The 24,084-nt window shown below is 71.0% G+C and carries 29 protein-coding genes; 13 read left to right on the top strand and 16 right to left on the bottom strand.

Annotated elements, in window-relative coordinates:
• Positions 1-19 precede the first annotated feature (19 nt).
• The 10 genes from fliL to G5B31_RS21345 all read left to right on the top strand — a co-directional run bounded on the left by fliL (position 20) and on the right by G5B31_RS21345 (position 9,476).
• Positions 20-508: a flagellar basal body-associated FliL family protein gene (gene fliL / locus G5B31_RS02525; RefSeq protein ID WP_165013438.1), complete on the top strand. Its 489-nt coding sequence runs from the start codon at positions 20-22 to the stop codon at positions 506-508.
• A gap of 10 nt (positions 509-518) precedes the next feature.
• Positions 519-896, top strand: coding sequence for a DUF6468 domain-containing protein (locus G5B31_RS02520; protein WP_165013436.1), 378 nt, complete (start codon positions 519-521; stop codon positions 894-896).
• A complete protein-coding gene (locus tag G5B31_RS02515; protein ID WP_165013434.1) occupies positions 893-1,456 on the top strand; it encodes a MotE family protein in 564 nt (187 codons plus the stop codon). Before G5B31_RS02520 ends, G5B31_RS02515 begins: the two co-directional genes overlap by 4 nt.
• 59 nt (positions 1,457-1,515) lie before the next feature.
• The gene (motA, locus tag G5B31_RS02510) at positions 1,516-2,385 is read left to right on the top strand and encodes a flagellar motor stator protein MotA (RefSeq protein ID WP_165013432.1); all 870 of its coding nucleotides are present in this window, start codon (positions 1,516-1,518) and stop codon (positions 2,383-2,385) included.
• On the top strand, positions 2,385-4,499 hold the full coding sequence (locus G5B31_RS02505; RefSeq protein WP_165013430.1) for a hypothetical protein: 2,115 nt from the start codon (positions 2,385-2,387) through the stop codon (positions 4,497-4,499). Before motA ends, G5B31_RS02505 begins: the two co-directional genes overlap by 1 nt.
• Before the next feature lie 82 nt (positions 4,500-4,581).
• Positions 4,582-5,256 carry a transglycosylase SLT domain-containing protein gene (locus G5B31_RS02500; RefSeq protein ID WP_165013428.1) on the top strand — a complete coding sequence of 225 codons (675 nt, stop codon included), beginning with the start codon at positions 4,582-4,584 and terminating at the stop codon, positions 5,254-5,256.
• Positions 5,256-7,322, top strand: a complete 2,067-nt coding sequence (gene flhA, locus G5B31_RS02495; protein ID WP_165013426.1) for a flagellar biosynthesis protein FlhA — start codon at positions 5,256-5,258, stop codon at positions 7,320-7,322. Before G5B31_RS02500 ends, flhA begins: the two co-directional genes overlap by 1 nt.
• Positions 7,319-8,089: a flagellar biosynthetic protein FliR gene (locus G5B31_RS02490; protein ID WP_165013424.1), complete on the top strand. Its 771-nt coding sequence runs from the start codon at positions 7,319-7,321 to the stop codon at positions 8,087-8,089. The genes flhA and G5B31_RS02490 overlap by 4 nt, the downstream gene beginning before the upstream one ends.
• Positions 8,086-9,147 carry a flagellar type III secretion system protein FlhB gene (locus G5B31_RS02485; RefSeq protein ID WP_165013422.1) on the top strand — a complete coding sequence of 354 codons (1,062 nt, stop codon included), beginning with the start codon at positions 8,086-8,088 and terminating at the stop codon, positions 9,145-9,147. The genes G5B31_RS02490 and G5B31_RS02485 overlap by 4 nt, the downstream gene beginning before the upstream one ends.
• Entirely contained in the window at positions 9,144-9,476 is a 333-nt protein-coding gene (locus G5B31_RS21345) for a hypothetical protein (protein WP_165013420.1), read from the top strand. Before G5B31_RS02485 ends, G5B31_RS21345 begins: the two co-directional genes overlap by 4 nt.
• A gap of 33 nt (positions 9,477-9,509) precedes the next feature.
• Here the strand turns inward: G5B31_RS21345 and G5B31_RS02475 are convergent, their stop codons facing one another.
• From G5B31_RS02475 to G5B31_RS02435, 9 genes are read right to left on the bottom strand one after another with little or no spacing between them, the layout of a single operon-like run.
• Positions 9,510-9,977 carry a flagellar basal body-associated FliL family protein gene (locus tag G5B31_RS02475; protein ID WP_165013759.1) on the bottom strand — a complete coding sequence of 156 codons (468 nt, stop codon included), beginning with the start codon at positions 9,975-9,977 and terminating at the stop codon, positions 9,510-9,512.
• Positions 9,974-10,696, bottom strand: coding sequence for a flagellar basal body L-ring protein FlgH (flgH, locus tag G5B31_RS02470; RefSeq protein WP_165013418.1), 723 nt, complete (start codon positions 10,694-10,696; stop codon positions 9,974-9,976). The genes G5B31_RS02475 and flgH overlap by 4 nt, the downstream gene beginning before the upstream one ends.
• Positions 10,693-11,112 (bottom strand): flagellar basal body P-ring formation chaperone FlgA, encoded by a 420-nt coding sequence (gene flgA / locus G5B31_RS02465; protein ID WP_165013416.1) that lies wholly within the window; start codon positions 11,110-11,112, stop codon positions 10,693-10,695. Before flgA ends, flgH begins: the two co-directional genes overlap by 4 nt.
• Positions 11,112-11,897 carry a flagellar basal-body rod protein FlgG gene (gene flgG / locus G5B31_RS02460; protein ID WP_165013415.1) on the bottom strand — a complete coding sequence of 262 codons (786 nt, stop codon included), beginning with the start codon at positions 11,895-11,897 and terminating at the stop codon, positions 11,112-11,114. Before flgG ends, flgA begins: the two co-directional genes overlap by 1 nt.
• A gap of 8 nt (positions 11,898-11,905) precedes the next feature.
• Positions 11,906-12,613: a flagellar hook-basal body complex protein gene (locus tag G5B31_RS02455; protein ID WP_165013414.1), complete on the bottom strand. Its 708-nt coding sequence runs from the start codon at positions 12,611-12,613 to the stop codon at positions 11,906-11,908.
• Positions 12,614-12,616: 3 nt separating this feature from the next.
• Positions 12,617-12,883, bottom strand: coding sequence for a flagellar biosynthetic protein FliQ (locus G5B31_RS02450; RefSeq protein ID WP_165013413.1), 267 nt, complete (start codon positions 12,881-12,883; stop codon positions 12,617-12,619).
• Complete coding sequence (gene fliE, locus G5B31_RS02445; protein WP_165013412.1) at positions 12,880-13,170, bottom strand: flagellar hook-basal body complex protein FliE; 291 nt, start codon at positions 13,168-13,170, stop codon at positions 12,880-12,882. The genes G5B31_RS02450 and fliE overlap by 4 nt, the downstream gene beginning before the upstream one ends.
• A gap of 11 nt (positions 13,171-13,181) precedes the next feature.
• Complete coding sequence (flgC, locus tag G5B31_RS02440) at positions 13,182-13,562, bottom strand: flagellar basal body rod protein FlgC (RefSeq protein ID WP_165013411.1); 381 nt, start codon at positions 13,560-13,562, stop codon at positions 13,182-13,184.
• Positions 13,563-13,565: 3 nt separating this feature from the next.
• Positions 13,566-13,949 (bottom strand): FlgB family protein, encoded by a 384-nt coding sequence (locus tag G5B31_RS02435; RefSeq protein WP_165013410.1) that lies wholly within the window; start codon positions 13,947-13,949, stop codon positions 13,566-13,568.
• Between the two features lie 84 nt (positions 13,950-14,033).
• Between G5B31_RS02435 and G5B31_RS02430 the strand changes: the two genes are divergently transcribed.
• A complete protein-coding gene (locus G5B31_RS02430; protein WP_165013409.1) occupies positions 14,034-15,344 on the top strand; it encodes a FliI/YscN family ATPase in 1,311 nt (436 codons plus the stop codon).
• Positions 15,345-15,735: 391 nt separating this feature from the next.
• Here the strand turns inward: G5B31_RS02430 and G5B31_RS02425 are convergent, their stop codons facing one another.
• The 6 genes from G5B31_RS02425 to G5B31_RS02400 form a co-directional block, all read right to left on the bottom strand.
• Positions 15,736-16,536 carry a DUF1217 domain-containing protein gene (locus G5B31_RS02425; protein WP_165013408.1) on the bottom strand — a complete coding sequence of 267 codons (801 nt, stop codon included), beginning with the start codon at positions 16,534-16,536 and terminating at the stop codon, positions 15,736-15,738.
• Positions 16,533-16,937, bottom strand: coding sequence for a flagellar biosynthesis repressor FlbT (flbT, locus tag G5B31_RS02420; RefSeq protein WP_165013406.1), 405 nt, complete (start codon positions 16,935-16,937; stop codon positions 16,533-16,535). Before flbT ends, G5B31_RS02425 begins: the two co-directional genes overlap by 4 nt.
• Positions 16,934-17,305: a flagellar biosynthesis regulator FlaF gene (flaF, locus tag G5B31_RS02415; protein WP_165013404.1), complete on the bottom strand. Its 372-nt coding sequence runs from the start codon at positions 17,303-17,305 to the stop codon at positions 16,934-16,936. The genes flbT and flaF overlap by 4 nt, the downstream gene beginning before the upstream one ends.
• Positions 17,306-17,376: 71 nt before the next feature.
• On the bottom strand, positions 17,377-18,909 hold the full coding sequence (locus tag G5B31_RS02410; protein WP_165013403.1) for a flagellin: 1,533 nt from the start codon (positions 18,907-18,909) through the stop codon (positions 17,377-17,379).
• A gap of 210 nt (positions 18,910-19,119) precedes the next feature.
• Entirely contained in the window at positions 19,120-19,446 is a 327-nt protein-coding gene (locus G5B31_RS02405; protein ID WP_165013401.1) for a hypothetical protein, read from the bottom strand.
• The gene (locus G5B31_RS02400) at positions 19,439-19,717 is read right to left on the bottom strand and encodes a rod-binding protein (RefSeq protein ID WP_165013399.1); all 279 of its coding nucleotides are present in this window, start codon (positions 19,715-19,717) and stop codon (positions 19,439-19,441) included. Before G5B31_RS02400 ends, G5B31_RS02405 begins: the two co-directional genes overlap by 8 nt.
• 1,539 nt (positions 19,718-21,256) lie before the next feature.
• Between G5B31_RS02400 and G5B31_RS02395 the strand changes: the two genes are divergently transcribed.
• Complete coding sequence (locus G5B31_RS02395) at positions 21,257-21,634, top strand: flagellar hook-length control protein FliK (protein ID WP_165013397.1); 378 nt, start codon at positions 21,257-21,259, stop codon at positions 21,632-21,634.
• A 9-nt stretch (positions 21,635-21,643) separates the two neighbouring features.
• A complete protein-coding gene (locus tag G5B31_RS02390; RefSeq protein WP_165013395.1) occupies positions 21,644-22,300 on the top strand; it encodes a flagellar hook capping FlgD N-terminal domain-containing protein in 657 nt (218 codons plus the stop codon).
• A 247-nt stretch (positions 22,301-22,547) separates the two neighbouring features.
• Here G5B31_RS02390 and ubiB read toward each other — a convergent pair whose 3' ends face one another.
• Positions 22,548-24,083 (bottom strand): 2-polyprenylphenol 6-hydroxylase, encoded by a 1,536-nt coding sequence (ubiB, locus tag G5B31_RS02385; protein ID WP_165013393.1) that lies wholly within the window; start codon positions 24,081-24,083, stop codon positions 22,548-22,550.
• Between the last annotated feature and the right edge of the window lies 1 nt (position 24,084).

The following is a 24,084-nucleotide window of genomic DNA, read 5'->3' as shown; positions in this document are numbered from 1 at the left end:
TCATTTCAGGGAGACCGCCGTGGCAGAGGCCGACGCGCCGCAGGATGCGGAACCGAAGAAGAAGTCGAAGAAGCCGCTGGTCCTGGGGCTGGTTCTGGCGCTGGTCCTGGGCGGCGGCGGCTTCTATGCCGCCTGGGCGGGGCTGATCCTCGCCCCCGCGGCGCCGGACCATGCCGAGGCGGAGGAGGAGAAGCCCGGCCCGCTGCCCGACATCGCCTTCGTGCCCGTCGAGCCGGTGGTGATCTCGCTCGGCCCCGGTTCCTTCAGCCGCCACCTGAAGTTCACCGCCCAGCTGGAGGTGGCGAAATCCTATGCCGATGAGGTCACGCTCTTGATGCCGCGCATCCTCGACGTGCTGAACAGCTACCTGCGCGCGGTGGCGGTGGCCGAGCTGGAAGACCCCGCCGCCATGGCGCGGCTTCGGGCGCAGATGCTGCGCCGGGTGCAGATCGTCACCGGAGAGGGCCGGGTGCGCGACCTGCTGGTCACCGAATTCGTGCTGAACTGAGGGGGCGGACATGGATCTGATCGCCGACATGCTGATGACCGCCGCCACTCTGGGGGCCGCGGTCTATTGCCTCGTCCTCGCCGCAAGGCTGCGCCGGTTCACCACGCTGGAAACCGGCATGGGCGGCGCCATCGCCGTGCTGTCGGCGCAGGTGGACGACATGACCCGGGCGCTGGACAAGGCCCGCGGCGTCGCCGGCTCGGCCGAGCGCAACCTGGAGGACCTGACCGCGCGGGCCGATGCCCTGGCCCGGCGGCTGGAGCTGCTGATGGCCTCGCTGCACGACCTGCCGGAGCCGAAGGCGGCAGAACCGGAGGCCGGGGAGGACGGCCGCCGCCTGCGCTTCGCCCGCCGCAGGGCCGGGCGCGAGCGGGAGGACGGGGAATGAAGCGCCGTGCGGGCCGCGGGGCCCTCGTCGTCCTGGCGCTGATGTTCGCCGTCTCCGGCGCGCTGCGGATCGGCGGCAGCCTCGGGACCGCCCTGGCCGAAAACAGCAAGGCCGAGGCGGATGGTCCGGCCGAAGCCCCCGCCGAATGCCCGGCTCCCCCGGCCGCCCTTGCCGCCGCGCTGTCGGACCGCGAGGGCCGCCTTGCCGCGCAGGAGGCGGCGATTTCCGACCGCGAGGCCGCACTGGCGCTGGCGGACGAGGCGATCACCCGGCGGCTTACGGAACTCCAGGCCGCGGAGGAGGAACTGCGCAAGACCCTCGCGCTGGCCGATGGCGCGGCGGAGGAGGACATCACCCGGCTGGTCGCCGTCTACGAGACGATGAAGCCCAAGGATGCCGCCCGCCTGTTCGACGCGATGGAGCCCGACTTCGCCGCCGGCTTCCTAGGCCGGATGCGGGCCGATGCGGCGGCGGCGGTGCTGGCCGGGATGCAGCCGGAAAGGGCCTATGCCGTCAGCGCCATCCTGGCCGGGCGCAATGCCATGGCCCCGAAGGACTGACTTTCGGAACTTCTTAACCCCGGGCGGCCAGACTGCCCGGGCACAGGCGGGGGCAGCGGATGTTCGGCATAATCGGTATCATCGTCATCATCCTGATGGTCTTCGGCGGCTTCGTCATCCACGGCGGCCATCTGGAGCCGATCCTGCACGCCCTGCCGTTCGAGATGATGATGATCGGCGGCGCCGCGGTCGGCGCCTTCCTGATCTCGAACGACCTCGCCTCGGTCAAGCATACGCTCAAGGACATCGGCAAGGTCTTCAAGGGCGCGAAATGGAAGCCGATGGACTACAAGGACCTGCTCTGCCTGCTGTTCGAGCTGGTCCGGCTGGCGAAATCCAACCCCGTGGGGCTGGAGGAGCATGTCGAGAACCCGCATGAGTCGGCCATCTTCGGCCGCTACCCGAAGATCCAGCACGACCATGACGCGGTGGACCTGATCTGCGACACCCTGCGCGCCGCCTCGATGAACTACGATGACCCGCATCAGGTCGAGGAGGTGCTGGACAAGCGGATGGAGGCGCAGCTGCACCACGCCATGCATTCCAGCCACGCGCTGCAATCCATGGCCGACGGGCTGCCCGCGCTCGGCATCGTTGCCGCCGTGCTGGGGGTGATCAAGACCATGGGCTCCATCGACCAGCCGCCCGAGGTGCTGGGCGGCATGATCGGCTCGGCCCTGGTGGGGACCTTCCTCGGCGTGTTCCTGGCCTATGGGCTGATGGGGCCTTTCGCGGCGCGGGTGAAGCAGGTGGTGGAGGACGACGCCCATTTCTACCAGCTGATCCGCGAGGTTCTGGTCGCCAACCTGCACCGCCATCCGGCCAACATCTGCATCGAAGTCGGCCGCCAGAACACCCCGCACCACTTGCGCCCCGGCTTCGGCGATCTGGAAGAGGCGATGCGGGCGCTGAAGCAGGAGGCCGCCTGATGCTGGCCCGGCTCGTCGCGCTTTTCCTTGTCCTCGCCGGCCCCCTCTGGGCCGAAACCGCGCGGGTGACCGGCGGAGAACACGCGGATTTCACCCGTCTGGTGGTGGAGGCGAAGGGCAGCGGCGACTGGCGCTTCGGCCGCTCCGCCGATGGCTACGAACTGGCGCTCGGCCCCGAAGTCACCGGCTATGACGTGACCGCGGCCTTCGAGAAGATCCCGCGCGACCGCATCACCGCGCTCTGGCGCGACCCGGAGAGCGGGCGGCTGCGCTTCGCGCTGGCCTGCGCCTGCCATGCGCTGGCCTTCGAGTTCCGCCCCGGCATCGTGGTGATCGACATCCGCTCCGGCCCGCCGCCGGAAGGATCGGGTTTCGAGACCGCGCTGGATGAACCTGCGGAACCTGCCGCAGCCCCGCCGGCGGAGTCCGCTGCCGGCTACGACTGGCTTGCAATCGCCCGCGACAAATCCCCTCCCGATCCGGCACTTCCGCTGCCCACCGGAGAGGTCTCGCTGGACCCGCTGCGCGATGCGCTGCTGGCGCAGATCGGCCGCGGCGTGGCCGAGGGGGTCGTCGAGGTCGCCGAGGGTGGGCCGGCACCCGAGGCTGGTGCGAACAGGGTCGATGACGGGCCATGGTCTCGGGTCTCGGTCGGAGAGATGCCGGGCCTGAAGGCCGGGGCCGATCGCGACCTTGCCGGCGGCCTGACTGCCGCGGGGCAAAGCTGCATCTCGGACAAGCAACTGGATATCGCCGGCTGGGGCCTGCCCGGCCCGATCCCGGCGCAGATCGGGCTGGGGCGGTCGGGAATGCTGGGAGAATTCGACGCCCCCGTCCCCGAGGCGATCCTGCGCGCCGCCCGCTTCCACATCCACCTCGGCTTCGGCGCCGAGGCGCGGCAATATCTCGCCCTGCTGGACGGGGCGGAGGCCGATCAGGCTGCGCTGCTCTCCGCCCTGTCCCGGATCGTCGACGAGGAGCCGGTGGAGGACTCCCCCTTCGACGGCCAGGAAAGCTGCGATACCGCGGCGGCGCTCTGGGCCACGCTGGCGCGCCGGGACCGGCCGCTGCTGCCGCGCACCAATGCAGATGCCGTCGCCCGCAGCTTCTCGGCCCTGCCGCCGCATCTGCGCCGCTATCTCGGCCCGCCGCTGGTCGATGCCTTCCTTCAGGCCGGGGACGAGCCGACCGCGCGGATTCTCCGCGACGCCATCCTGCGCCTTCCCGCCGACTCGCCGGAGGTGGCGCTGATGGAGGCCCGCTATCGCCTGGCCGAAGGACAGCAGGCCGAAGCCGGGGAAATCGCCGCCGGGGTGATGGCGGAAGGCGGCGCCTCCGGCCCCGAGGCGGTGGTGGTGCTGGTCGAGGCCGCCTTCCGCGGCGCCCGCGTGCTGGACCCGAAGGTGCCGCTGGCGCTGGACGCCTTCCTGCAGGACGCCAAGGGCACGGCGCTGGAGCCGCGGCTGCTGCGCGCCCGGGTGCTGGCCGCCGCGATGACCTCGGACCACGCCACCGCCTTCGCGCTGCTGAACCGCACGCCCGAGACCTTTGCCGACCTCTGGTCGCTGGCGGCGGAGGCCGCGTCGGACGACCTGTTCCTGGATCGGGCCGCCCGGCAGGCCGCAAGCCACCCGCCGCTTGCCCCGGCCACCGCCCGCCGGATCGCCGAACGGCTGCTGGCCCTCGGCTTCCCCGACCTCGCTCTGCGCTGGATTGGTTCGGTCGGCGAGGGCGACCGGGACCTGCGCCTGCTGGCGGCCGAGGCCCATCTCGCCTTGCGAGACGCGCCCGCCGCCCTGGCCCTGCTGGAGGGAGACGACAGGCCCGAGGCCGCTCGCCTGCGGGCTGCGGCGGCGGTGCAACTGGGGGATGCGAAGGCCGCCGCCGAGACCCTGATTGCGGCCGGGGCGGCCGAAGAGGGCCAGCGCCTGCTGACCTGGACCCAGGACTGGCCGCTGGTCGGGGCCGAGGGGCCGGAGAACTGGCGCGCCGCCGCGGCCCTGCTGGAGCCCATCGAAGCGCCCGCCGCCGGGCCGCTCGCCCGCGGCGCTGCGCTGGCCGAAGAAAGCGCCGCCGCCCGCGCCGTCCTCGAGGCCCTGCTTCAGGCCCGGTAGCGGGTAACCGATTGGCAACCCTTGCCGCCGCAGACTGGCCCGGACCGCGACTCGGATGGCGGCCAGACCCATCGGACCGAAGATGCCCCGCAGCAGAATGCTCGCCCTGCCGATTGCCCTTGCCGCCGTCCTGGCGCCGGCCCTTCCGGCCGCCGCCGCCGATCTCTGCCTGCGCGCCGCCGAGGAGGCCGCGCGCAAGACCGGGGTGCCGCTGCAGCTGCTGCTGGCGGTGACGCTGACCGAGACCGGCCGCCGCCGCGACGGCGCGCTGCACCCCTGGCCCTGGGCGCTGAACCGCGGCGGCGAGGGGCTGTGGTTCGCGACGGAGGAGGAGGCGCTGGCCGTCCTCTCCGATGCGGTGGCGCAGGGCACCACCAATATCGACGTGGGCTGCTTCCAGCTGAACTACCGCTGGCACAGCGCGGCTTTCGCCTCGCTGGAGCAGATGCTGGACCCGCGCGCCAATGCGCTTCATGCCGCCCGGCTGCTGGCCCGCCACGCCGCGGAACAGGGCGACTGGATCGCCGCTGCCGGGGCCTATCACTCGGCTACGCCGGAAAAGGCGGCGGCCTATCTGGCAAGGTTGGAGCCGAACTATGCCGGCCTCGGCGGCACCGATTCCTTCATCATCCCGCCCGCCGAAGATGCCGGACTGCGCGTCAACGGCTTCCCCCTGCTGGTCGCCGGCCAATCCGCCTCCGCCGGATCGCTGGTGCCGCGGGCCGCCGGCGGCCGGCCGCTGTTCGGGGGGCCGTGATGCGCCTCTCCGCCGCCGGGCTGTTCCGGCCCACCGTCCTGCTGGCCTTGGCGCTGATGGCGGTGATCGGGATGATGGTCCTGCCCGTCCCCGCCGCGCTTCTGGACATCGGCCTGGCGATCAGCTTCGCGCTGGCGATCCTGATGCTGACCGTGACCCTGTTCATCGAGCGGCCGCTGGATTTCTCGGCCTTCCCGACCATCCTGCTGGCCAGCCTGATGCTGCGGCTGTCGCTGAACGTGTCCTCGACCAAGCTGATCATCGGCCAGGGCCACACCGGCACCGCCGCAGCCGGCCATGTGATCGAGGGCTTCGCCGATTTCATCATGGGCGGCAACCTCGTCCTCGGCCTGGTGATCTTCATCGTGCTGATGATCGTCAACTTCGTCGTCATCACCAAGGGCGCCGGGCGGATGGCCGAGGTCGGCGCCCGCTTCGCGCTGGACGGGATGCCCGGCAAGCAGCTGGCGATCGACGCCGACCTCTCCGCCGGCGCCATCACCCATGACGAGGCCAAGCGCCGGCGCGAGACCGAACTGGCCGAGACCACCTTCTTCGGCTCGCTCGACGGCGCGTCGAAATTCGTCAAGGGCGATGCCATTGCGGGCCTCTTGATCACCGCGCTGAACCTGATCGTCGGGCTGGCGGTAGGCACCTTCCTGCACGGGCTGGACCTGGCCCATGCCTTCCAGACCTATTCGATCCTGACCGTCGGCGACGGGCTGGTCAGCCAGATCCCCGCCGTCATCATCTCGGTCGCCGCGGCGCTGCTGCTGTCGCGCGGCGGCACCAAGGGCGCGGCGGACGTGTCGTTCTTCGCCCAGCTCGGCCGTTATCCGGCGGCGCTGGCCACGGTGGCCGGGCTGATGGCGCTGTTCGCCGTGGTGCCGGGAATGCCCTTCCTGCCCTTCATCGCCGCCGCCGCCGCCCTTGGCTTCGCGGCCTGGGCGGGCTTCCGCAAGCCGCCGCCTGCACCGGAGGAGGCGAAGCCGCAGGCCGAGCAGGTCCGCCGCCAGATCGGCGATGTGCTGGACTTCGATGAAATCCACATCGAATTCGCCCCCGACCTGGTTGCCATGGCGCTGGACCCGGCCACCGGGCTGGACGGCCGCATCGCCAACATGCGCAACCATATCGCCACCAGCTACGGCCTGATCCTGCCGGAAATCCGGCTGACCGACGAACCCGCGCTGCCCCCCGGCCGCTACCGCATCCGCATCCAGGGGGTCGAGAAGGTCTCCGACCGGCTGTCGCCCGACCGGGTGCTGGTGCTCTTGGCCGAGGGCATCCCCGCGCCGGAGGGCGAGGACGTGAAGGAACCGGTCTACGGCGCGCCCGCCCGCTGGATCCGCCCCGACCTGCAGGAGGATGCGGTGCTGGCCGGCCTGACCGTGGTTTCCCCGGCCGAGGTGCTGGCGACCCATCTGCTGGAGGTGCTGCGGACCTCGCTGTCGCGGCTCCTGTCGCTGCGGGGGCTGCGGCGGCTGCTGGACGAGTTCGCCGCGCTCACCGACCCGGCCCGGGCCGAGGCCAACCGGAAGCTGCTCGACGAGTTGATCCCCGACAAGGTGCCGATGGACCTCTTGCATTCGGTGCTGCGGATGCTGCTGGAGGAACAGGTCTCGATCCGCAACCTGCCGCTGATCCTGGAGGCAGTGGCCGAGGCCCGCACGCTGGGCAGCGCCGAGGCGGTCTGCGAGCATGTCCGCCAAAGGCTGGGGTTCCAGATCGTCTCGGGGCTGAAGCGGCCGGACGGGACCATCCCGCTGATCCAGCTGGCGCCGGACTGGGAGAAGACCTTCGCCGCCCACCAGATGGACGGCGACCGCGCCAACCGCGACGTGGCCCTGCCGCCCGACCTGTTCGCCCGGCTGGCCAATGGCATCGCCGAGCGGGTGACGCGGGCGGTGGAGACCGGCACCCATCCGGCGCTGGTCACCTCGGCCGCGCGCAGGCGGTTCCTGCGCACGGTGGTGCAGGCCAAGGGCATCCAGACCCCGGTGCTGTCCTACGAGGAGATCGGGCTGGAGGTCCGCCCCGCCCTCTTGGGCCAGGTGGCGGCATGAACGCGGTGATCGCCCAGCTGTCGGAACTCTCCGGCCTGGCCGAGGGCTTCATCCGGCACATGGCCCTGGTCTTCCTGCGTGTCGGCGCGGCGGTGGCGCTGTTCCCGGCGCTCGGCGAGCAGATGGTGCCGCAGAGGGTGAAACTGGCGGCGGCGCTGGCCGTCACCCTTGTCGTCGCCCCCGCCGTCCCGCCCGCGGAGCTGCCGCCCGGCCTGCTGCTGCCCTTCGCGGCCGAGGCGGCGGCGGGGCTGGTCCTCGGCTTCGGGCTGCGGCTGATGATCCTCGGCCTGCAGACCGCCGGCACCATCGCCGCGCAATCGGTGTCGCTGGCGCAGATGTTCGCCGGCACCGGGCCGGAGCCGCAACCGATCGTGGCGAACCTTCTGGTGCTGGCGGGCCTCGCGCTTTTCGTCGCCATGGGCGGGCTGGAGCGGGCGGTGGCGCTGCTGATCCTGTCCTACGACCTGATGCCGCCCGGCCATCTGCCCGCCCCCGCCGATCTGGCCGGCTGGGGGCTGGGAAGGATCGCCTCGGTCTTCGCGCTGGCCTTCGGGCTGGCCGCGCCCTTCGTGCTGGCGGCGCTGCTCTACAACCTGGCGCTCGGGGCGATCAACCGGGCGATGCCGCAGCTGATGGTCTCCTTCGTCGGCGCCCCGGCGCTGACCTTGGGCGGACTGGCGCTGCTGGCGCTGGCGGCGCCGGTCCTGCTGGGCGTCTGGCGCGCGGCGATGGAGGCGGCGCTGGCCGCTCCCTTGGGGGGCGGGTGATGGCCGGGGAAGAGGACGAGGCCGAGAAGGAATATGCCCCGTCGGAGCGCAGGCTGACCCGCGCCCGCGAGGAGGGGGATGTCGCGCGGTCCGAGGACCTGCAGGCCTCGGCCGGACTGGCCGGGCTGGTGCTGGCGCTGATGCTGGCGGGCGGCTGGGCGGTGGCGCGGGCCGGGCAGGCGGGGATGGTCCTGCTCGACCAGCCCGACCGGCTGACGCAGGCGGGCGCGACGGCGCTGTCCCTGCGGATGATCGCGCCCTTCGCGGCGCTGCTGCTGTTGCCGGCGGCGGCGGTGCTGCTCTGGCTGGTCGCCAGCCGCTCGCTGATCTTCGCGCCCACGAAGTTGGCGTTCAAGGGCTCGCGCCTGTCGATCCTGTCGAATGCCCGGCAGAAGTTCGGCCGCGCCGGGCTGATCGATTTCGCCAAGCGCTTCGCCAAGATGCTGGCGGTGGCCGGGCTGCTGGCCTGGTTCCTGAGCCGCGAGATGCCGGCGGTGATGTCGTCGGCGGCGATGGAGCCGGGGCCGCTGGTGGCGCTGATGGCGCGGCAGTTGCAGGGCTTCCTGATCCTGTTCCTTGCCGTCTCGCTGGCCTTCGGGCTGGCCGATTTCCTCTGGCAGAAGCTGGAGTTCGCCCGCCGCCACCGGATGACCCGCAAGGAGATGACCGACGAGATGAAGGAGAGCGAGGGCGATCCGCATTTCAAGGCCGACCGCCGCCGTCGGGCGCAGGAGATCGCCACCAACCGGATGCTGGCGGATGTGCCGAAGGCCGATGTGGTGATCGTCAACCCGACCCATTACGCGGTGGCGCTGAAATGGGCGCGCGGCAAGGAGGCCGCGCCGCGCTGCGTCGCCAAGGGCACCGACGAGATCGCCGCCCGCATCCGCGAGCGGGCGCAGGAGAACGGCGTGCCGATCCGCCGCGACCCGCCGACGGCGCGGACGTTGTTCGCCACGGTGGAGATCGGCCGCGAAATCCGGCCCGAGCATTACGCCGCCGTCGCCGCCGCCATCCGCTTCGCCGATGCGATGCGCCGGAAGGCGCGGCGGCAATGAGCCCGGAGCGCGAGCGGCTGAAGCAGATGGCGGCACTGGTCTTCGACACCCGCTCGCAGGCGCTGCGGCGGGCGAACGAGGCGCGCGAGGCGCTGTTGCGGCAGCTGGCCGACCTGGAGGCCGCGCCGGCGGGGGAGGGGCTGCTCTGGCCGGCGGCGGAACAGGCGCGCTTCGGCTACGAGCAATGGGCGGCGGGGCGGCGGGCCGGGATCAACCGGCAGCTGGCGGCGCAGACCGCGCTCTGCCTGCAGGCGGCGGAGGAGACCCGGGTGGCCTTCGGGCGGGTGCGGGTGCTGGAAAGGCTGCCTGCGGGGCGGAAGGGGAAATAGGCCGGCCGGCCCGGCTGCAAGACGTTCCCGGACTCAGCTGTCCTGCCGGGCAATGTCGGTGATCAGCACGTCGGTCACGATCCCGCCCGCCACCGAGACCGCCTTTTCCTTCAGCGCCTGCCGCAGCAGCACCAGGTTCGACCCGTCGGTGAACGACCCGCGGAAGCCGCCGGTATTGGCGTGGTCGAACAGCACCTGCAGGAAGGCGTCGCGCAGTTTCGGCTCGCGCGCGTAGATTTCCTCGGAATGGCCCGCCGCCACTTCGAGGCTGAGCGACAGCACCACCATCGAGGCGACCCGGCCGCCCTCGACGATGGGCACGATGAACTGGTTGTTCAGCTTCACATAATCCGGCGGCGTCTCTTCCGCAGGCGCATGGTCGGCCGCCGCCTCGGCCTCGGCCGGGGTCTCCTCGGGCCCGGGGCGCAGCAGCACCCCGGCGCCGAGGCCGGCGCCGAGGCCGGCAAGGGCCAGAAGGACGGGAAGCAGCTTGCCCATCAGAACGGCAGCACGGTGTCGGCGATCTGCTGGCCGTAGGGCGGCTGCTGCATCTCGGTGATCTGGCCGCGGCCGCCGTAGGAGACGCGGGCGCCGGCGATCTTGTCATAGGTGATCTCGTTCTGGCGCGAGATGTCGGCGGGGCGGACGTAGCCGGTGACGATCAGCTCGCGCAGCTCATAGTTCACCCGCACCTCCTGCTGGCCCTCGATCCGCAGTACGCCGTTCGGCAGTTCCTCCACCACCGTCGCCGCCACCCGCAGCGTCAGCTTCTCCTTGCGCGAGACGCTGCCGTCGCCCTTGAAGGACGTGCCGGAGTCCGTCTCCACCGCCTCGGCCATCGAGGCGCCTTCGGGCAGGCTTTCGTCGATCCGCTGCGGGATGCCGAACATCTGCGGGATGCCCATGCTGCGCGATCCGGTCCGCGACCGGCCGGTGGAATTGGTGATCTCGGCCTTGTCGTCGATCTCGATCACCACGGTCAGGATGTCGCCCCGCTGCGCCGCCCGCCGGTCGCCCAGGAGCGAGGTGGTCTGGCCGGTCCAGAGCGAGGAAGCGTCGGTCGGCGCATCCGGGTCTGCGGTTTCCGGCATCGGCGTGGAATAGAGCGAATGGTGCTGGTAGCTGCCTTCCAGCGGGCTGAAATCCGGGGCCTTGCCGACCTGGGACAGATTACCGCAGGCGGCGAGGAGAAGGGGCAGCAGCAGAAGGGGGCGGGTCAATTGCGGTCTCCGACGACAAGGCGGCCCTGTCCGTCGACACGGCCGGAAATGGTGGTTTTCGAGGACAGGTTCATGGCGCGGATCACCTCTCCTTCTGCGCCGCGGGCCAGGGCCCGGCCCTCGGCCAGGATGGTCAGCCCGCCGGCGAGGTAGACCAGCGTCACGGTCTGATTGCGGTCGACCAGCGCCGGCGGACCGAGGTTCTCGGCCCGCAAGGGACGCCCGGCGTAGACGGTGGTCCTGACCTCCTGCCCGAGCGCGGGGGCAATGGCGGTCAGGGCGCCGTCGATCTGCGCCTCGACCAGCGCCACGTCGGCCTCGGTCACCACGGTCTGCGCCGGCAGGGTGCGCAGGGCGACCAGGCTTTCGGCCCCGGCCGGCGCGGCTAGCAGGATCAGGAGGGGAAACCGACGCATCACCGCACCTGCGTGGTGGCCGCCAGCATCTGGTCGGCGGCGGTGATCACCTTGGCGTTCAGCTCGTAGCCGCGCTGCGCCTTGATCAGCTCGGTGACCTCGCGCACCGGATCGACCGAGCTTTCCTCCAGATAGCCCTGCCGCAGGGTGCCGAGGCCGTCCACCCCGGGCGGGCCGACCAAAGGCGCGCCGGAAGCGGCGGTCTCCAGGAACAGGTTCGACCCGATCGCCTCCAGTCCCTTTTCGTTGGTGAAGCCGGTCAGTGTCAGCTGGCCCAGCAGTTCCGGCTCGATCTGGGTGTCGAAATAGGCATAGACCTCGCCCGCGGCGTTGATCGCCAGGCTGCGGGTGTCGTCGGGGATGGTGATGCCGGGGGCGACCGGATAGCCGTCCGAGGTGACGATCAGCCCGTCCGGCGAGCGTTTCAGCGCCCCGTCGCGGGTATAGCCGGCGGCGCCGGAGGGCAGGGCGACCTCGATGTAGCCCGGTCCCTCGATGGCGAGGTCGAGATCGCCGCCGGTCTGCGACAGCGACCCTTGGGCCAGCACGATGGAGACGGCCGAGGGGCGGACGCCGAGGCCGACCTGGATGCCGCTGGGCAGCATCGACCCGTCCGAGGCGGAAACCGTCCCGGGCCGGGCAAGCTGCTGATAATGCAGGTCGGCGAAATCGGCGCGGCGGGCGTTGTAGCCGGTGGTCGACATGTTGGCGAGGTTGTTCGACACCACGTCGACCTTCATCTGCTGGGCGGCCATCCCGGTTGCGGCGATATGGAGGGCTTTCATGGCGGGCCTCAGCGTCCGAGGGTTTCGATCACGCCGCGGGCGCGGGAATCTTCGGCGTCCAGGAATTTCTGGCCGAGTTCGTAGGCACGCTGCACCTCGATCATCCGGGCGATCTCGGAGACCGGGTTGACGTTGCTCTCCTCCAGGAAGCCCTGGAAGACCCGGCCGTCCTCCACCGGCTCCAGCTCCCCGGCCTCGAACAGGGTGCCGGACTGGTGGCGCAGGGACAGCGGGTCGGCGGGTCGCCAGAGGCCGACCTGCGCCAGCGGTGTGCCGCCCGCAGAAAGGGTGCCGTCCTCGGCCATGCTGACGGCGCTGCCGGGCGGCACGAAGATCGGCGCGCCGCCGGCGTCCAAGAGGCGGTTACCGTCGGGGGTGACCAGTTCGCCGGCCTCGTTCGGGGTGAAGCGGCCGGCGCGGGTCAGCCGGTTGCCCTGCGGCGTCTCGATCAGGAAGAAGCCCTCCCCTTGGATGGCGAAGTCGAAGGCGCCGCCGGTCATGCTGAGCCCGGCCTGCGACAGGTCCACCGCCCGGCCGGCGGCGTGGGGCATGGAAAGCGACGGGCCTTCGTCCATCCGGTAGACGTGTTCGGCGAAGACCGTGCCCTCGCGCCTGAAGCCGGTGGTGGAGATGTTGGCGATGTTGTTCGCCACTACCTGCATCTCGCGCATCAGGCCGGACTGGCGGGACAGCGTGGTATAGCCTGCGGCGTCCATGGCTCAGCCCCCCACGATTGCCGGGATGATGGTGCCGGTGAAGAAGCCGACCAGGGTGGTGGTCATGAAGCTCATCGACACCCAGAACACCGCCAGCATGGCGGCGACCTTGGGCACGAAGGTCAGCGTCATCTCCTGCACCGAGGTCAGCGCCTGCAGGAGGCCGATGACCACGCCCGCCGCCAGCGCCACCAGCAGCATCGGGGTGGAGATGGTGACGGCGATCCACAGCCCCTGGCGCATCACGTCGAAGATGGCGGCTTCGGTCATATCGGCATCCTCAGGATTTCCTGATAGGCCTCGACCACGCGGTCGCGGACGGTGGCGACCGTCTCCACCGCCAGTTGCGAGGAGGCCAGCGCCTCGACCAGGGCATGGGGATCCGCGCCGCCGGTCATGGCGGCGCGGGCCGTGGTCTCGGCCTTCGCCAGCGCCCCGGTGAAGGACGCGGCGAATTCCGCCGGTGCAGAGCCGCTTTCGGCGGTGCCCGGCCCTGGCGCTGCGGCCGTTCTGGCCTGCGCATAGCTTTGTGCGGCGAAACTGGCTCTCACGTCCATGGCGGGACCTCCTAGCGCCGCAGCAGGTCGAACAGGCTTTGCGTCATCTGCCGCGCCTGGTCGAACAGCTTCAGGTTGGCCTCGTAGCTGCGCTGTGCCTCGCGCGCGTCGGCGATCTCGACCACCAGGTCGACGTTGGAGCCGTCGTAATAGCCGGTCTCGTCGGCCAGCGGGTGGCCGGGGGCGTAGATGCGGGCCGGTTCGCTGCGGTCCAGCCGCACCGGGCCGGCTTTTACCAGCCCGGAGTCCATTGCGGCCTCGAAGCTGATGGTCTTGCGGTGGTATCCTGGCGTGTCGACATTGGCGATGTTCTCGGAGACATGCCGCAGCCTTGTCGCCTGCGCCTCCATCCCCGAGGCCGCGAAGGACAGCGATGTGATCAGGTCCGCCATGGCTTACCTGCCGCGGCCGAGCGAGGCGCGGATCACCTCGGAGGTGCTGCGGTAGATCGCCAGCGCCATCTCATGTTCCTGCCGGGCCTCGGCCATCTTGACCATCTCACCCTCCAGCGAGACGGAGTTGCCGTTCGGCGCCTCCTCGCCGCCGCTGACGAAGGGCCGGGCGGCGGCCTGTCGCGGCGGATCGGACAGGTGGCCGGGGCGGGTGGCGCGCATCCCCGCGCCCCTTTCGGCCCAGACCGCGGCGAAATCGGCCACGTCCCGGGCCTTGTAGCCGGGCGTATCGGCATGGGCGACATTCTCGGCGATCACCCCCATGCGGGTGCCGGCATGGGCGGCCAGGGCCTGCGCCATCCGGGTGAGTTCCAGCTTCTCGAACATCTCGGGCTTCTCCCTCGACCTGCTTCACCAAGGCTTAAGGGTGATTCCTTTAGAAACGGTAATCGGGAACAAAGAGAGCGTGCGATGACCGGCATCTTCGACGGACTTCGGGCCGAAATCGCGGAAATGGAGCCTGTCCGCCCGGTCGGCCGCGTCACCGAGACCGGCCGCGGCACCTTCACCGTGGCCGGCCTGCCGATGGCGGCGCTGGGCGACCGGGTGCTGGCGGAAACCGGCGCCGGCGGGCTGGGCGGAGAGATCGTCCGGCTCTCCGCCGCCGGCGCCACCGTCCTGCCGGAGGAGGACCCGGAGGGGCTGGTCCTCGGCACGCGGGTGGCGCTGCTGGGGCCAGCGGCGATTGCGCCCGATTCCTCCTGGCTGGGGCGGATCGTCGATCCGATGGGCCGGCCGCTGGACGGCCGGCCGCTGCTGTGCGGCCCGCAGCGCCGGCCGATGACCGGCGCGCCGCCCCCTGCGGCGGCGCGGCGGGCGATGGGCGGGCGGCTTTCCACCGGAATCGCCGTGTTCGACACGCTCCTGCCGCTGGTGCGCGGGCAGCGGATCGGGCTTTTCGCCGGCTCCGGCGTCGGCAAGTCCTCGCTGCTGGCGCGGTTCGCGCGGGGTCTCGCCGCGGATGTGGCGGTGATCGGGCTGGTCGGCGAGCGCGGGCGCGAGTTGCGCGACTTCACCGAGCGGGTGCTGGGGCGCGAGGGCATGGCGCGGTCGGTGGTGGTCACCGCGACCTCGGACCAGTCGCCGCTGATGCGCCGGCGCTGCGCGCTGTCGGCCATGGCGGTGGCCGAGCATTTCCGCGACCGCGGGCTGCACGTCCTGCTGCTGCTCGATTCGGTCACCCGCCATGCCGAGGCGCATCGCGAGGTGGCGCTGGCCTCGGGCGAAAGCGCCTCGCTGCGCGGCTATCCGCCCTCCACCGCTCCTGCGATCATGGGGCTGGCGGAGCGCGCCGGGCCGGGGGCGGGCATGGCGGGGGACATCACCGCGGTGTTCTCGGTGCTGGTGGCCGGGTCCGACATGGAGGAGCCGGTGGCCGACATCATCCGCGGCACGCTGGACGGCCATGTCGTGCTGGACCGCAGGATTGCCGAGCGGGGCCGCTATCCGGCGATAGACCTGCTGCGCTCGGTCTCGCGCAGCCTGCCCGAGGCGGCGAGCCCGGAGGAGAACGCCCTGATCGGCGAGGCGCGGCGGGTGCTGGGGGCCTGGGACCGGGCCGAGCTGATGGTGCAGGCCGGGCTTTACGTCCAGGGCAGTGACCCGGCGGTGGATCGGGCGATCCGGCTCTGGCCGATGCTGGACGGCTTCCTGGCCGAGGGCGCCCCGGCAGGCGGCCCGGAGGCGAGCTTCGCGCGATTGCAGGCTTGTCTGATGGGATAGGGAGGCGGTGCGCCCTCTGGCGCGCCCGGTTTCCGAGCAAGGCTACCGCCTTTTCCGTGCGCGAGTGCCACTTCCCCGGCCGGTTCCCAAGGTCCGGCCGATGCCGCCCCGCTCTCGGGCCAGGGGCGTGTCGGTCGGGCGCCGGCTCTACGTGGTCTTTTGCTGCCACTGTCCCCGGACTTCCGGCGCGGCGCTGGCATCGGTCTTCGCCGGATCGAAGGCTGGGGTGCGTTGGAGGCCAGCATGTGGCTGGCGATGCGATTGCGGCGAAGCTTTGCCTTTCCCGGTGCGACCGACGTGCATGGGCCGGGGCGAGACCGTCGGCCTTCTCTCGCCCCCCGCCGAGTGGCGCGGCGCTGAGTGTCAGCCCGGGGGCCATTCCTGGTCCCCCTCACCGCCCCAGCCCGGCCAGCAGTTGCAGGGCAACCGAGCCGGAACTCGCCCCCGCGTTGACCGCGCCGATCTCGGCCCGGACGATATAGGTGCGCACCAGTTTCTCCAGCCTGGCGGGATCGGCGAACTGGCTGATCGTGTCGCTGCCGAAGGCCGCCTTTGCCTTGGCCTTGATCATCGACAGCTGCTTGTCCAGATCGATGGCGGCAAAGCTGGAGGGCAGGCCGAGCGCGGTCTGGAACGCCTCGCGCAGCGGGGCGGTGCCGAGGACGGTATACCATTTGGTGTCCTCCGAGCCGCTCTTGCCCGCCAGCGCGGCGATCTCGCGCTCGGCGTTCAGGGCGATGCGGTATTCGTTCTTCTGCGCGCCTACCGCCGCCTCGAACTGCCGGGTGGCGTATTGCGACAGGATCCTGTCGGCGAAGTCAGAGATCTTGTTGCGCGGCACCGCCATGTCGCCGAAGCCGAAGGCGGCCGAGAGCTTCTGGTATTGCTTGTTCGCCAGCCGGTTGGCCAGGCTGTCGCTGGCCAGCGTGCCGCCTTCCAGAACCTTGCGGATGAAGGCCTTGTTGCCGAGGTCGCCCTCCAGCCCGAAGGCGGTCAGCGCCACCGACAGCAGGCGGCGGTCGGCGACCAGCTGCTCGGCGGTGTCGATCTTGCCGATGTTGGCGCGGAAATAGGCCTCGTCCCGCTTTGCTGCGGCGCCCGATTGCAGCGTGGCCTGCTGCACGGCCATCGTGCGCTTGAGGAAGGCCCAGCCGGCATAGCCCGAGAAGGGGATGACCGGCTGGAAGCTCATGCCCGGCCCGCCGCCAGCAGCCGCTCCTCGCGCGGCAGCAGCCCGCGCAGGGCCTTCAGCGCCTGGTAATGCTGGTCCTCCAGCACCGCGGCGCCGGCCTGGGTCAGCAGCGCGCGGCTGTCCGGGTCCACCAGAACCTGGCTCAACTGCTCGATCCCGCGCAGGAGCTGGTGGCGGGTGTCGGCCGGATCGGCATCGCCCGACAGCACCAGCTGGGCGATGTAGCAGACCCGGCGGACGGGCGTATTGGCCTCCTCCGGGTGGATCGCGTCGCGCAGCCGCAGGATGTTGGCGTTGGGCGTCATCACCGCCAGCTTCGACCGCCGGTCGCCGTTCTCGATCACCGCGCCGTTGATCAGCACCCGCTCGTGCGGGCCCAGCTTCAGCACCAGGCCGGTCATGCCGCACCCCCTTCGCCGCGCAGGCCGCGCAGCACGGCAGTGTTGATCTCGACCAGCACCTCGGCGCTGGCAGCGCCGGCGCGGACCTTGCGGCTGTGCTCGGCGGTGAAGCGGTAGAGGTAGAAGAGCCGCGCCCGCAGGGCCTGGGGCAGGCCGTTGCCCGGCCCGGCCACATCGGCGGCAAGGGTGGACCAGAGGACTTCGTTCTCGGCCAGCGCGGCGATGAAGCCGGGATGGTCGGCCTGCCGCCGCGCGGCGGCGGCGGACAGGCGGCGGGTGATGCGGGCGATCACCTCGTATTCCGCGGCGCGCGGCGTGCGGGTCGGCGCGGCGGGTTGGGCATAGGCAAGGCTGGAATGGGCGTTCATGGCTTACTGTTCCGGTTCTGGGGTGGAGGAAGGGGGAGAAGGCCGGGGCCCGCAGGCCCCGGCTTCCGCCCTTACCGGAACAGCGACAGCAGGTTCTGCGGCTGCTGGTTGGCGATCGACAGCGCCTGGATGCCCAGTTGCTGCTGCACCTGCAGCGCCTGCAGCCGCGCGCTGGCCTCTTCCATGTCGGCATCGACCAGGGTGCCGATGCCGGCGGTCAGGGCATCGGTCAGCGCCGAGACGAAGTCGTTCTGCGTGTCGATCCGGCCCTGGGCCGAGCCGAATTCGGCCGCGGCGTCGATGGCGCGGTCGATCATCGTCTCGATGTTGGACAGCGCCGCCTGGGCGCCCTTGTCGGTGGTCACGTCGATGGAATCGAGCCCGAACAGCCCGCCCGAGGCCTTGCCGCCGGCGTTGCCGGTGGCGCTGAAGGCCAGCGAGGCGCTGCCGCTGCCGTCATTGTCGACGTTCAGCATCCAGGCGCCGGTGGTCGTATCCTGCGTCACCCGGGTGGTGACGCCCTCGGCGCCGGCCGAATCGATGGCGATCTTCAGCCCCTTGGCAACATCCTCCATTGTCTCATTCTTGCCGGCCACGTAGCTGTAGGAGGAGGTGCCGATGGTCACCCGGTAGCCGTCGCCCTCGGCCACCTTGGCCGAGGTCGAGAAGCTCAGCTGCTCGGCCCGCTGGCGCACGGTGGAGGCGGTGGCGCTGTTGCTGCCGGTAGGCGCCGCGCCGTTCACCGCGGTGATGTCCGAGGTGCCGTCGCCCGCCGTGGTCGAGCTCTGGGTGACCGCCAGCCCCTCGAACGCCCGGGTCGAGGTGATGGTCAGCACGCCGGCCGCATTCGCCGCCGTCACGCCTTCGAGGCCGAGCGCGTTGATGGCGCCGGCGAAATGGGTGGCGATATCGGCCACCGAGGCGCCGGCCGCGGTGTGGTTCAGCACCACCCCGCCCACGGTCAGCTGCGCGGTGTCGTTCGCGGCCCAGGTGCCGGCGAAGGTCACCTGCGCCGTCTCGCCCGCCGCGGCGACCGCACTGGCGCCGTTCAGGATGGTGCCGTTCGCCGCCAGCGAGGTGCCGGTGCCGTAGGTGCCCGCCGCGGTGCCGAGGTCCTGGCGGTTGACGGTGATCTCCGACGCGACGACGCCCGAGGCCGAGCGGTCCAGCGAGGCGAGGATGTTCACGTCCTCGGTGCCCGAGATCAGGTTCAGCCCGTTGAACTGCGCCCCGCCGACGATGGAGGCGATCTGTTCCTTCAGCGCCACGATGTCGGTCTGCAGCTTGCTGCGGTCCTGGTTCTCTTCCTGCGCGGCGACGATCTTGCCCTTCATGTCGGTCAGCAGGTCGGCGATGGTCTCCGAGGCCTTGCTGGCCACCGAAAGCGTCGAGGACCCCAGCGACAGGCTGTCGGCGATGCCCTTGAAGCCCTTCACGTCGGATTCCATCACCTTCGAGATCGCCCAGACCGCGGCATTGTCCTTGGCCGTGGCCACGGTCTTGCCGGTGGAGATCTCGTTCTGCACCTTGCCCATGCTGGTGTTGATGCCCTTCATTGTCTGCAGGGCGACCATGGCGCTGATGTTCGTCAGAATGGACGACATGTTCCGTTCCTTCCTTGGCTTCCGGCGCTTTGCGCGGAGCGTTGCTTGCCGCTGTCGCGCGGCGGTTCCAGCGTTCTGGCCGCTGCCGCCGGTCCCCCCGGCGGCGCCATCCCGGCATGGGATGCAGGGGGCAGGATGGCGGGAGGCGGTTAGCGGGGTCTTAAGGCGGCCCCGGCCCGCAGCCGGAAACTGCCGCGCATTTGAACGACCCTAGAGCCTGCGCGCCGGGGTTGCCGCCACCAGCCCCGGCTGGCCGCGCCGCCCGCCCGCGTCGTAGGTGGAGAACCGGCCTTGGTCGGTCAGGTCCTGCGCCCGCCGCCGGGCGGCGCGGACACCGGCCAGCGCCGCGGCGATCAGCCTTTCGTTGCGCCGCGCCTTCTCGGCCAGCCGCCCGGCCAGCGCCCGGCCGCAGCACCCTGCGTCGGCCAGCGCGGCCTCGGTCTCCGCCGCAAGACCGGCCAGCGCGGCCAGATCGCCCGCCGCCAGCGCCTCGCGGCTGCGGTCCAGAATCGTCTCCAATGCTGCGCAATCAGCCATCTTTTCCTCCCATGGCGCGGAACAGCGATTCGGCCAGGCCGATGCCGCCGCGCTCCACCAGCATCCGCGCCTGTTGCTGCCGCAGGAACGAGGCGAACTGCTCCTCGCCGATGCCGCCGCCGAAGGTGCCGTCCGATTCGGCGTCCATCCCGGCATGGCCCAGCATTTCGGCCAGGAAGGCCGCCTCCAGCTCCTTGGCGCGGGCCATCAGGGCGGTGTCGCGCGTGGGGAGTGCGGCGGGCGGTGGCGGGCCCGGTCTCGTCACGTCCATCCTTCCCTCCCGGTCGTTCGGATTTTCCCGATCATTCCGCGCAGCGGTAAAGAAAACGGTAACCCGTTGCGGGCAGAACGGGTGCGACATCCGGCAGAAGTCGCAGGCATGACGCAGATACCGATCTTTCCGGCCCTTCCCCTCCCGCTCCTCGCCCCCTTGCCGGCCGAAGCGGGGGAAGGTGCCGCCGATCCTGCGGCGTTTATGGCGCTGCTGGGGGAGGATGCAGACCCGCTGGAAACCGTTGCGACCGGCCCGGTGTTGGAGGTCTCGCTGCTGTTCTGGCCGGTTTCTTCCCTTGCCACGTTGTCGGCGCCGGAGACAGCGGCGGACGGGTCGGAGAGCCCCGGCCTGCCGGAGGATTCAGATGCTCCTTTGGATTCGCCTCGTGCGGCGGAAACGGCGTTGCTTCCCGCGCTACCGGCGGAAAACCTAGAGCCGGAGCCTGTGGCGGATCGCCCGACCGACGCAATTGATCCGAACGAAGGCCTGCATATGACGGCCCGGCCCGCCGGAGACGGGCTCCCCGCTGCGGAGGGTTCCGTCAGCGCCCTTTCCGTTCCCGTGCCGGTTTCTGCGGTCGCAGTTCCGCCGGCCGAACCACCGTCTGTGCAGATGGGGGAGAGCGTTGCGGCGGTGCAGCCGGATCGGCCTGCGCCGGAAGTGCAGGAGGACGGGCCACTTGCATCACCTGTGCCGCAGCCGGCGGTTGCGGCTGCCGACTCGGTCGGCGCAGTCCCTGCGAGTCCGATTGGTGCAGAACTGCCAACGCCGTCGCGCGATGGGGCGCCGGTCGCCGCGGCTTTCGGGCCGCAGGAAAAGGCAGACGGCGGGCAGGAGGTTCTGCGGGCCGCGCGGACTGTTCTCTCCTTTTCGCCGGCCCTATCCGCAGCCCCGTCTCCCTCATCATCCCCGCCGGCGCAGCCCGTTCCGGCCGAGGAGGTAGCGCCGGACAGACAGGTGCTGCCCCGCCCGCCGAGGCAATCCGGTCCCATCGAAGGAACCACCACCGTCGGGGCGGAGGGAGATGCCATCCCCGCCGTCGATCCGCCCGGAAACCCGGAGGTGGTTCGGGCCAAGGAGCCATCGCAGCCCGGGATGGCGCGGGAAGAGCGGGTGTGGCGGTCGCTCTGGCCGGCGCCGGAGACGGGGCCTGTGGCCTCGGTGATCGGTGCTGCGGCGGCCTCGGTTCCCGAGCCGGGCGAGGCGGTCCTCCCTCGGCCCGGACCCGTCATCGTGGAGGCGGGCGGGGTGGCGGAAGGGGCGGAGGTTGCTGCGGTGCCGGGAGAGATAAAACCCGCAGAGGTGAATCCTGGAGCGGTGGAGGACCCGGCAGCCGCATCGCGTCCGGTTGAGGTGGCCCCCTCGGGTGTTGGGGCAGACCGTGCCGGACCCGCGGCGCCCGGTCCGTCTCCCGCAACGCCTTCCCCGCAAGTCATTGCGGCGCCGGTGGACCATTCGGTTTCCCCCATCCACCACCCATCGCCGCGCGCCGATCCGGGGCAGGCAGCCCTCGCGCCGCCGGTTCAGGTGCAGATCGTGCAGGCGCTGTCCCCGGACGGCCCGGTGACCGAACTGCGGCTGGCGCCGGAGGAACTGGGCCACGTCCGCATCGACCTGCGGCAGGAGGGCGACCGGCTGGTGATGACCGTCGCGGCCGAGCGGCAGGATACGCTGGACCTGCTGCGCCGCCATGCCGGAGAACTGGCGGCCGAATTGCGGGCGGCAGGGCATCCGGGGCTGGATCTCAGCTTCGGGCGCTGGTCCGGGCCGGGGGCCGGCGACGGCAATCCGCCGGGCGCGGCGCCGGAGGCGGAGCAGGCGCCCGCCGCAGGGGCGTCCTTGCAGGCGGTTGCTTCCCTGCCAGCCGCGGCCCGCCCCGACCGGCCCGGCGGCGGGCTTTATCTTCGCATCTGAGGACAGACCATGAATGTCACCGAGACCGGCAGTTCCACCTCCTATTCCAAACCGGCGGGGCAGGCGGCCAATGCGCTCAGCTCCGATTTCACCACCTTCCTGAAGATGCTGACGGTGCAGATGCAGAACCAGGACCCGCTGAACCCGATGGAATCGACGGAATATGCCATGCAGCTGGCCACCTTCTCGGGGGTGGAGCAGCAGGTGCAGACCAACCAGCTGCTGGAATCGCTGGCGGCGCAGTTCTCGCTGGTCGGCATGTCGCAACTGGCCGGCTGGGTCGGGCAGGAGGCGCGGGCGGCGGCGGATGTCTGGTATGCGGGCCGCCCGGTGACGCTGGCACCGAACCCGGTGGCCAATGCCGACCGGGCGGTGCTGGTGGTCAAGGATGCCGAGGGCAACACCGTCTCGCGCGAGGAATTGCCGGTCTCGGCGGAGCTTTACCAATGGCTGGGCGGCGATGCGGAAGGCGATCCGCTGCCCGAGGGCCGCTACAGCCTGACGCTGGAAAGCTGGCGCGACGGCGAGGTGGTGCAGGAAGACCCGGTGGAACACTATGGCCGCGTCATCGAGGCCCGGGGCGGCAGCGGCGGGGTGCGGCTGGTGTTCGAGGGCGGGATCGAGGTGCTGGCGGCCGAGATCACCGCGCTGCGCAGCCCGCCGTGATCGGGGCGGCCGCAAGGGATTGCGGCAGCGCATGGTCGATAGCGCCGGGCCTTCTGCGCCCCGGGCATTAGCGAAACCGCGCCCGAACGGCCAAGGGCGTGGAAGGCATGGCTAGGCAAACCCGCTTCGGGGCTGGGTTGCGCCCGATCAGACTGGCAGCAGGGCGACCCCGCCACGGGCTGCGGCAATCGGCTCCGCAGGGCCATGGAATGATGTGCGGGCTCTCGCTGCTGGACGACCGCCCCGGTCAGAACAGCCGGGCCAGCACCGCGCCGGCGGCAAGGGCTGCGGCGATGGCGGGCAGGGGCCACCAGCGCCAGGCCCGGTCGCGGCGGAGGAGCTTCACCGGCGCGCCGGGGTTGCCGGCGCGGATCAGCTGCGCTTCGACCAGCGCGGGCAGCTTGGGGCCGAAGCGGGCCAAGACCCGGGCGGTCAGCAAGAGGTCGCGCAGCACCGCCTGCGGGCCCATGTGCTTGCGGATGTAGCCTTCCACCACCGGGCGGGCGACCTGCCAGATGTTGATATGCGGGTCCAGCGACCGTGCCACGCCCTCCACCACCACCATGGTGCGCTGCAGCAGGATCAGTTCGGTGCGCGTCTCCATCCCGAAACGCTCGGTCACCTCGAAGAGGTAGGACAGCAGCCGCGCCATGGAAATCCGGCTGGCCTCCATGCCGAAGATCGGCTCCCCCACCGCCCGCAGGGCGCGGGCAAATTCGTCGATGTCGCGGTCGGGGGGCACGTAGCCCGCCTCGAAATGCACTTCGGCGACGCGGCGGTAGTCCTTGCGGATGAAGCCCATCAGGATCTCGGCATAGACCCGGCGGGTGTATTCGTCGATCCGGCCCATGATGCCGAAGTCGTAGGCGATCAGGTCGCCGGCGGGCGTGACCTTCAGGTTGCCCTGGTGCATGTCGCCGTGGAAGAAGCCGTCGCGCAGGGCGTGGCTGAGGAACAGCTGCAGCACCCGGGCGCCGAGCGCCACGCGGTCGATGCCGGCGGCGTCCATCGCTGCCAGTTCGTTCAGCCCGATGCCCTCGGCCCAGGCGATGGTCATCACCGTGCGGCCCGAGGCCGACCAGACCGGCTTCGGCACGATCAACCCGGCGTCGCCGGCGGTGTTGTCGGCGAATTCCGAGGCGGCGGAGCATTCCAGCCGCAGGTCCAGCTCTCCCAGCACCACGCCCTCGAAATGCGCCACCACGTCCAGCGGGCGCAGGCGGCGCGAGAACGGGGCCAGCCGCTCGATCCAGATCGCGGCAAGGTAGAAGGCGTCGAGGTCCTTGCGGAAGGCGCGCTCGATGTTGGGGCGCAGCACCTTGACCGCCACGTCCTGCCCGGTCGCGGCCATGGTGGCGCGGTGGACCTGCGCGATCGAGGCGGCGGCGACGGGTTCCGAAAAGGCGGAGAACAGCTCGTCCACCGGCACCTGCAGCTCGGCCTCGACCATGGCCTTGGCGATGGCGGTGGGGAAGGGCGGCAGCTTGTCCTGCAGGTATTTCAACTGGCCGGACATCTCTTCGCCGACGATGTCGGGGCGGGTGGAGAGCACCTGGCCGAACTTGATGTAGGCCGGGCCGAGCGCGGTCAGCGCCCGGGTCAGCGGCGGCAGGTCGGGATCGCCGCGCAGGCCCATCCATTTGAACGGCCAGCCGAGGATGCGCGCCGCCACCCGCAGCCGCGGCGGGGCCTGCATCGCTTCCAGCACCTGGCCGATGGCGCCGGTGCGCTCCATCGTGGCCAGCGTGCGGACCAGCCGCCAGATGTTGTGCGGGCCGCGCAAC

Origin of the sequence: Rhodobacter sp. SGA-6-6, from assembly GCF_011043545.1 — a bacterium.
In the GTDB taxonomy this organism is placed as follows: domain Bacteria; phylum Pseudomonadota; class Alphaproteobacteria; order Rhodobacterales; family Rhodobacteraceae; genus Pseudogemmobacter.
The sequence above is the reverse complement of the archived record's forward strand: the minus strand, read 5'-3'. Positions and strand labels throughout refer to the sequence as shown.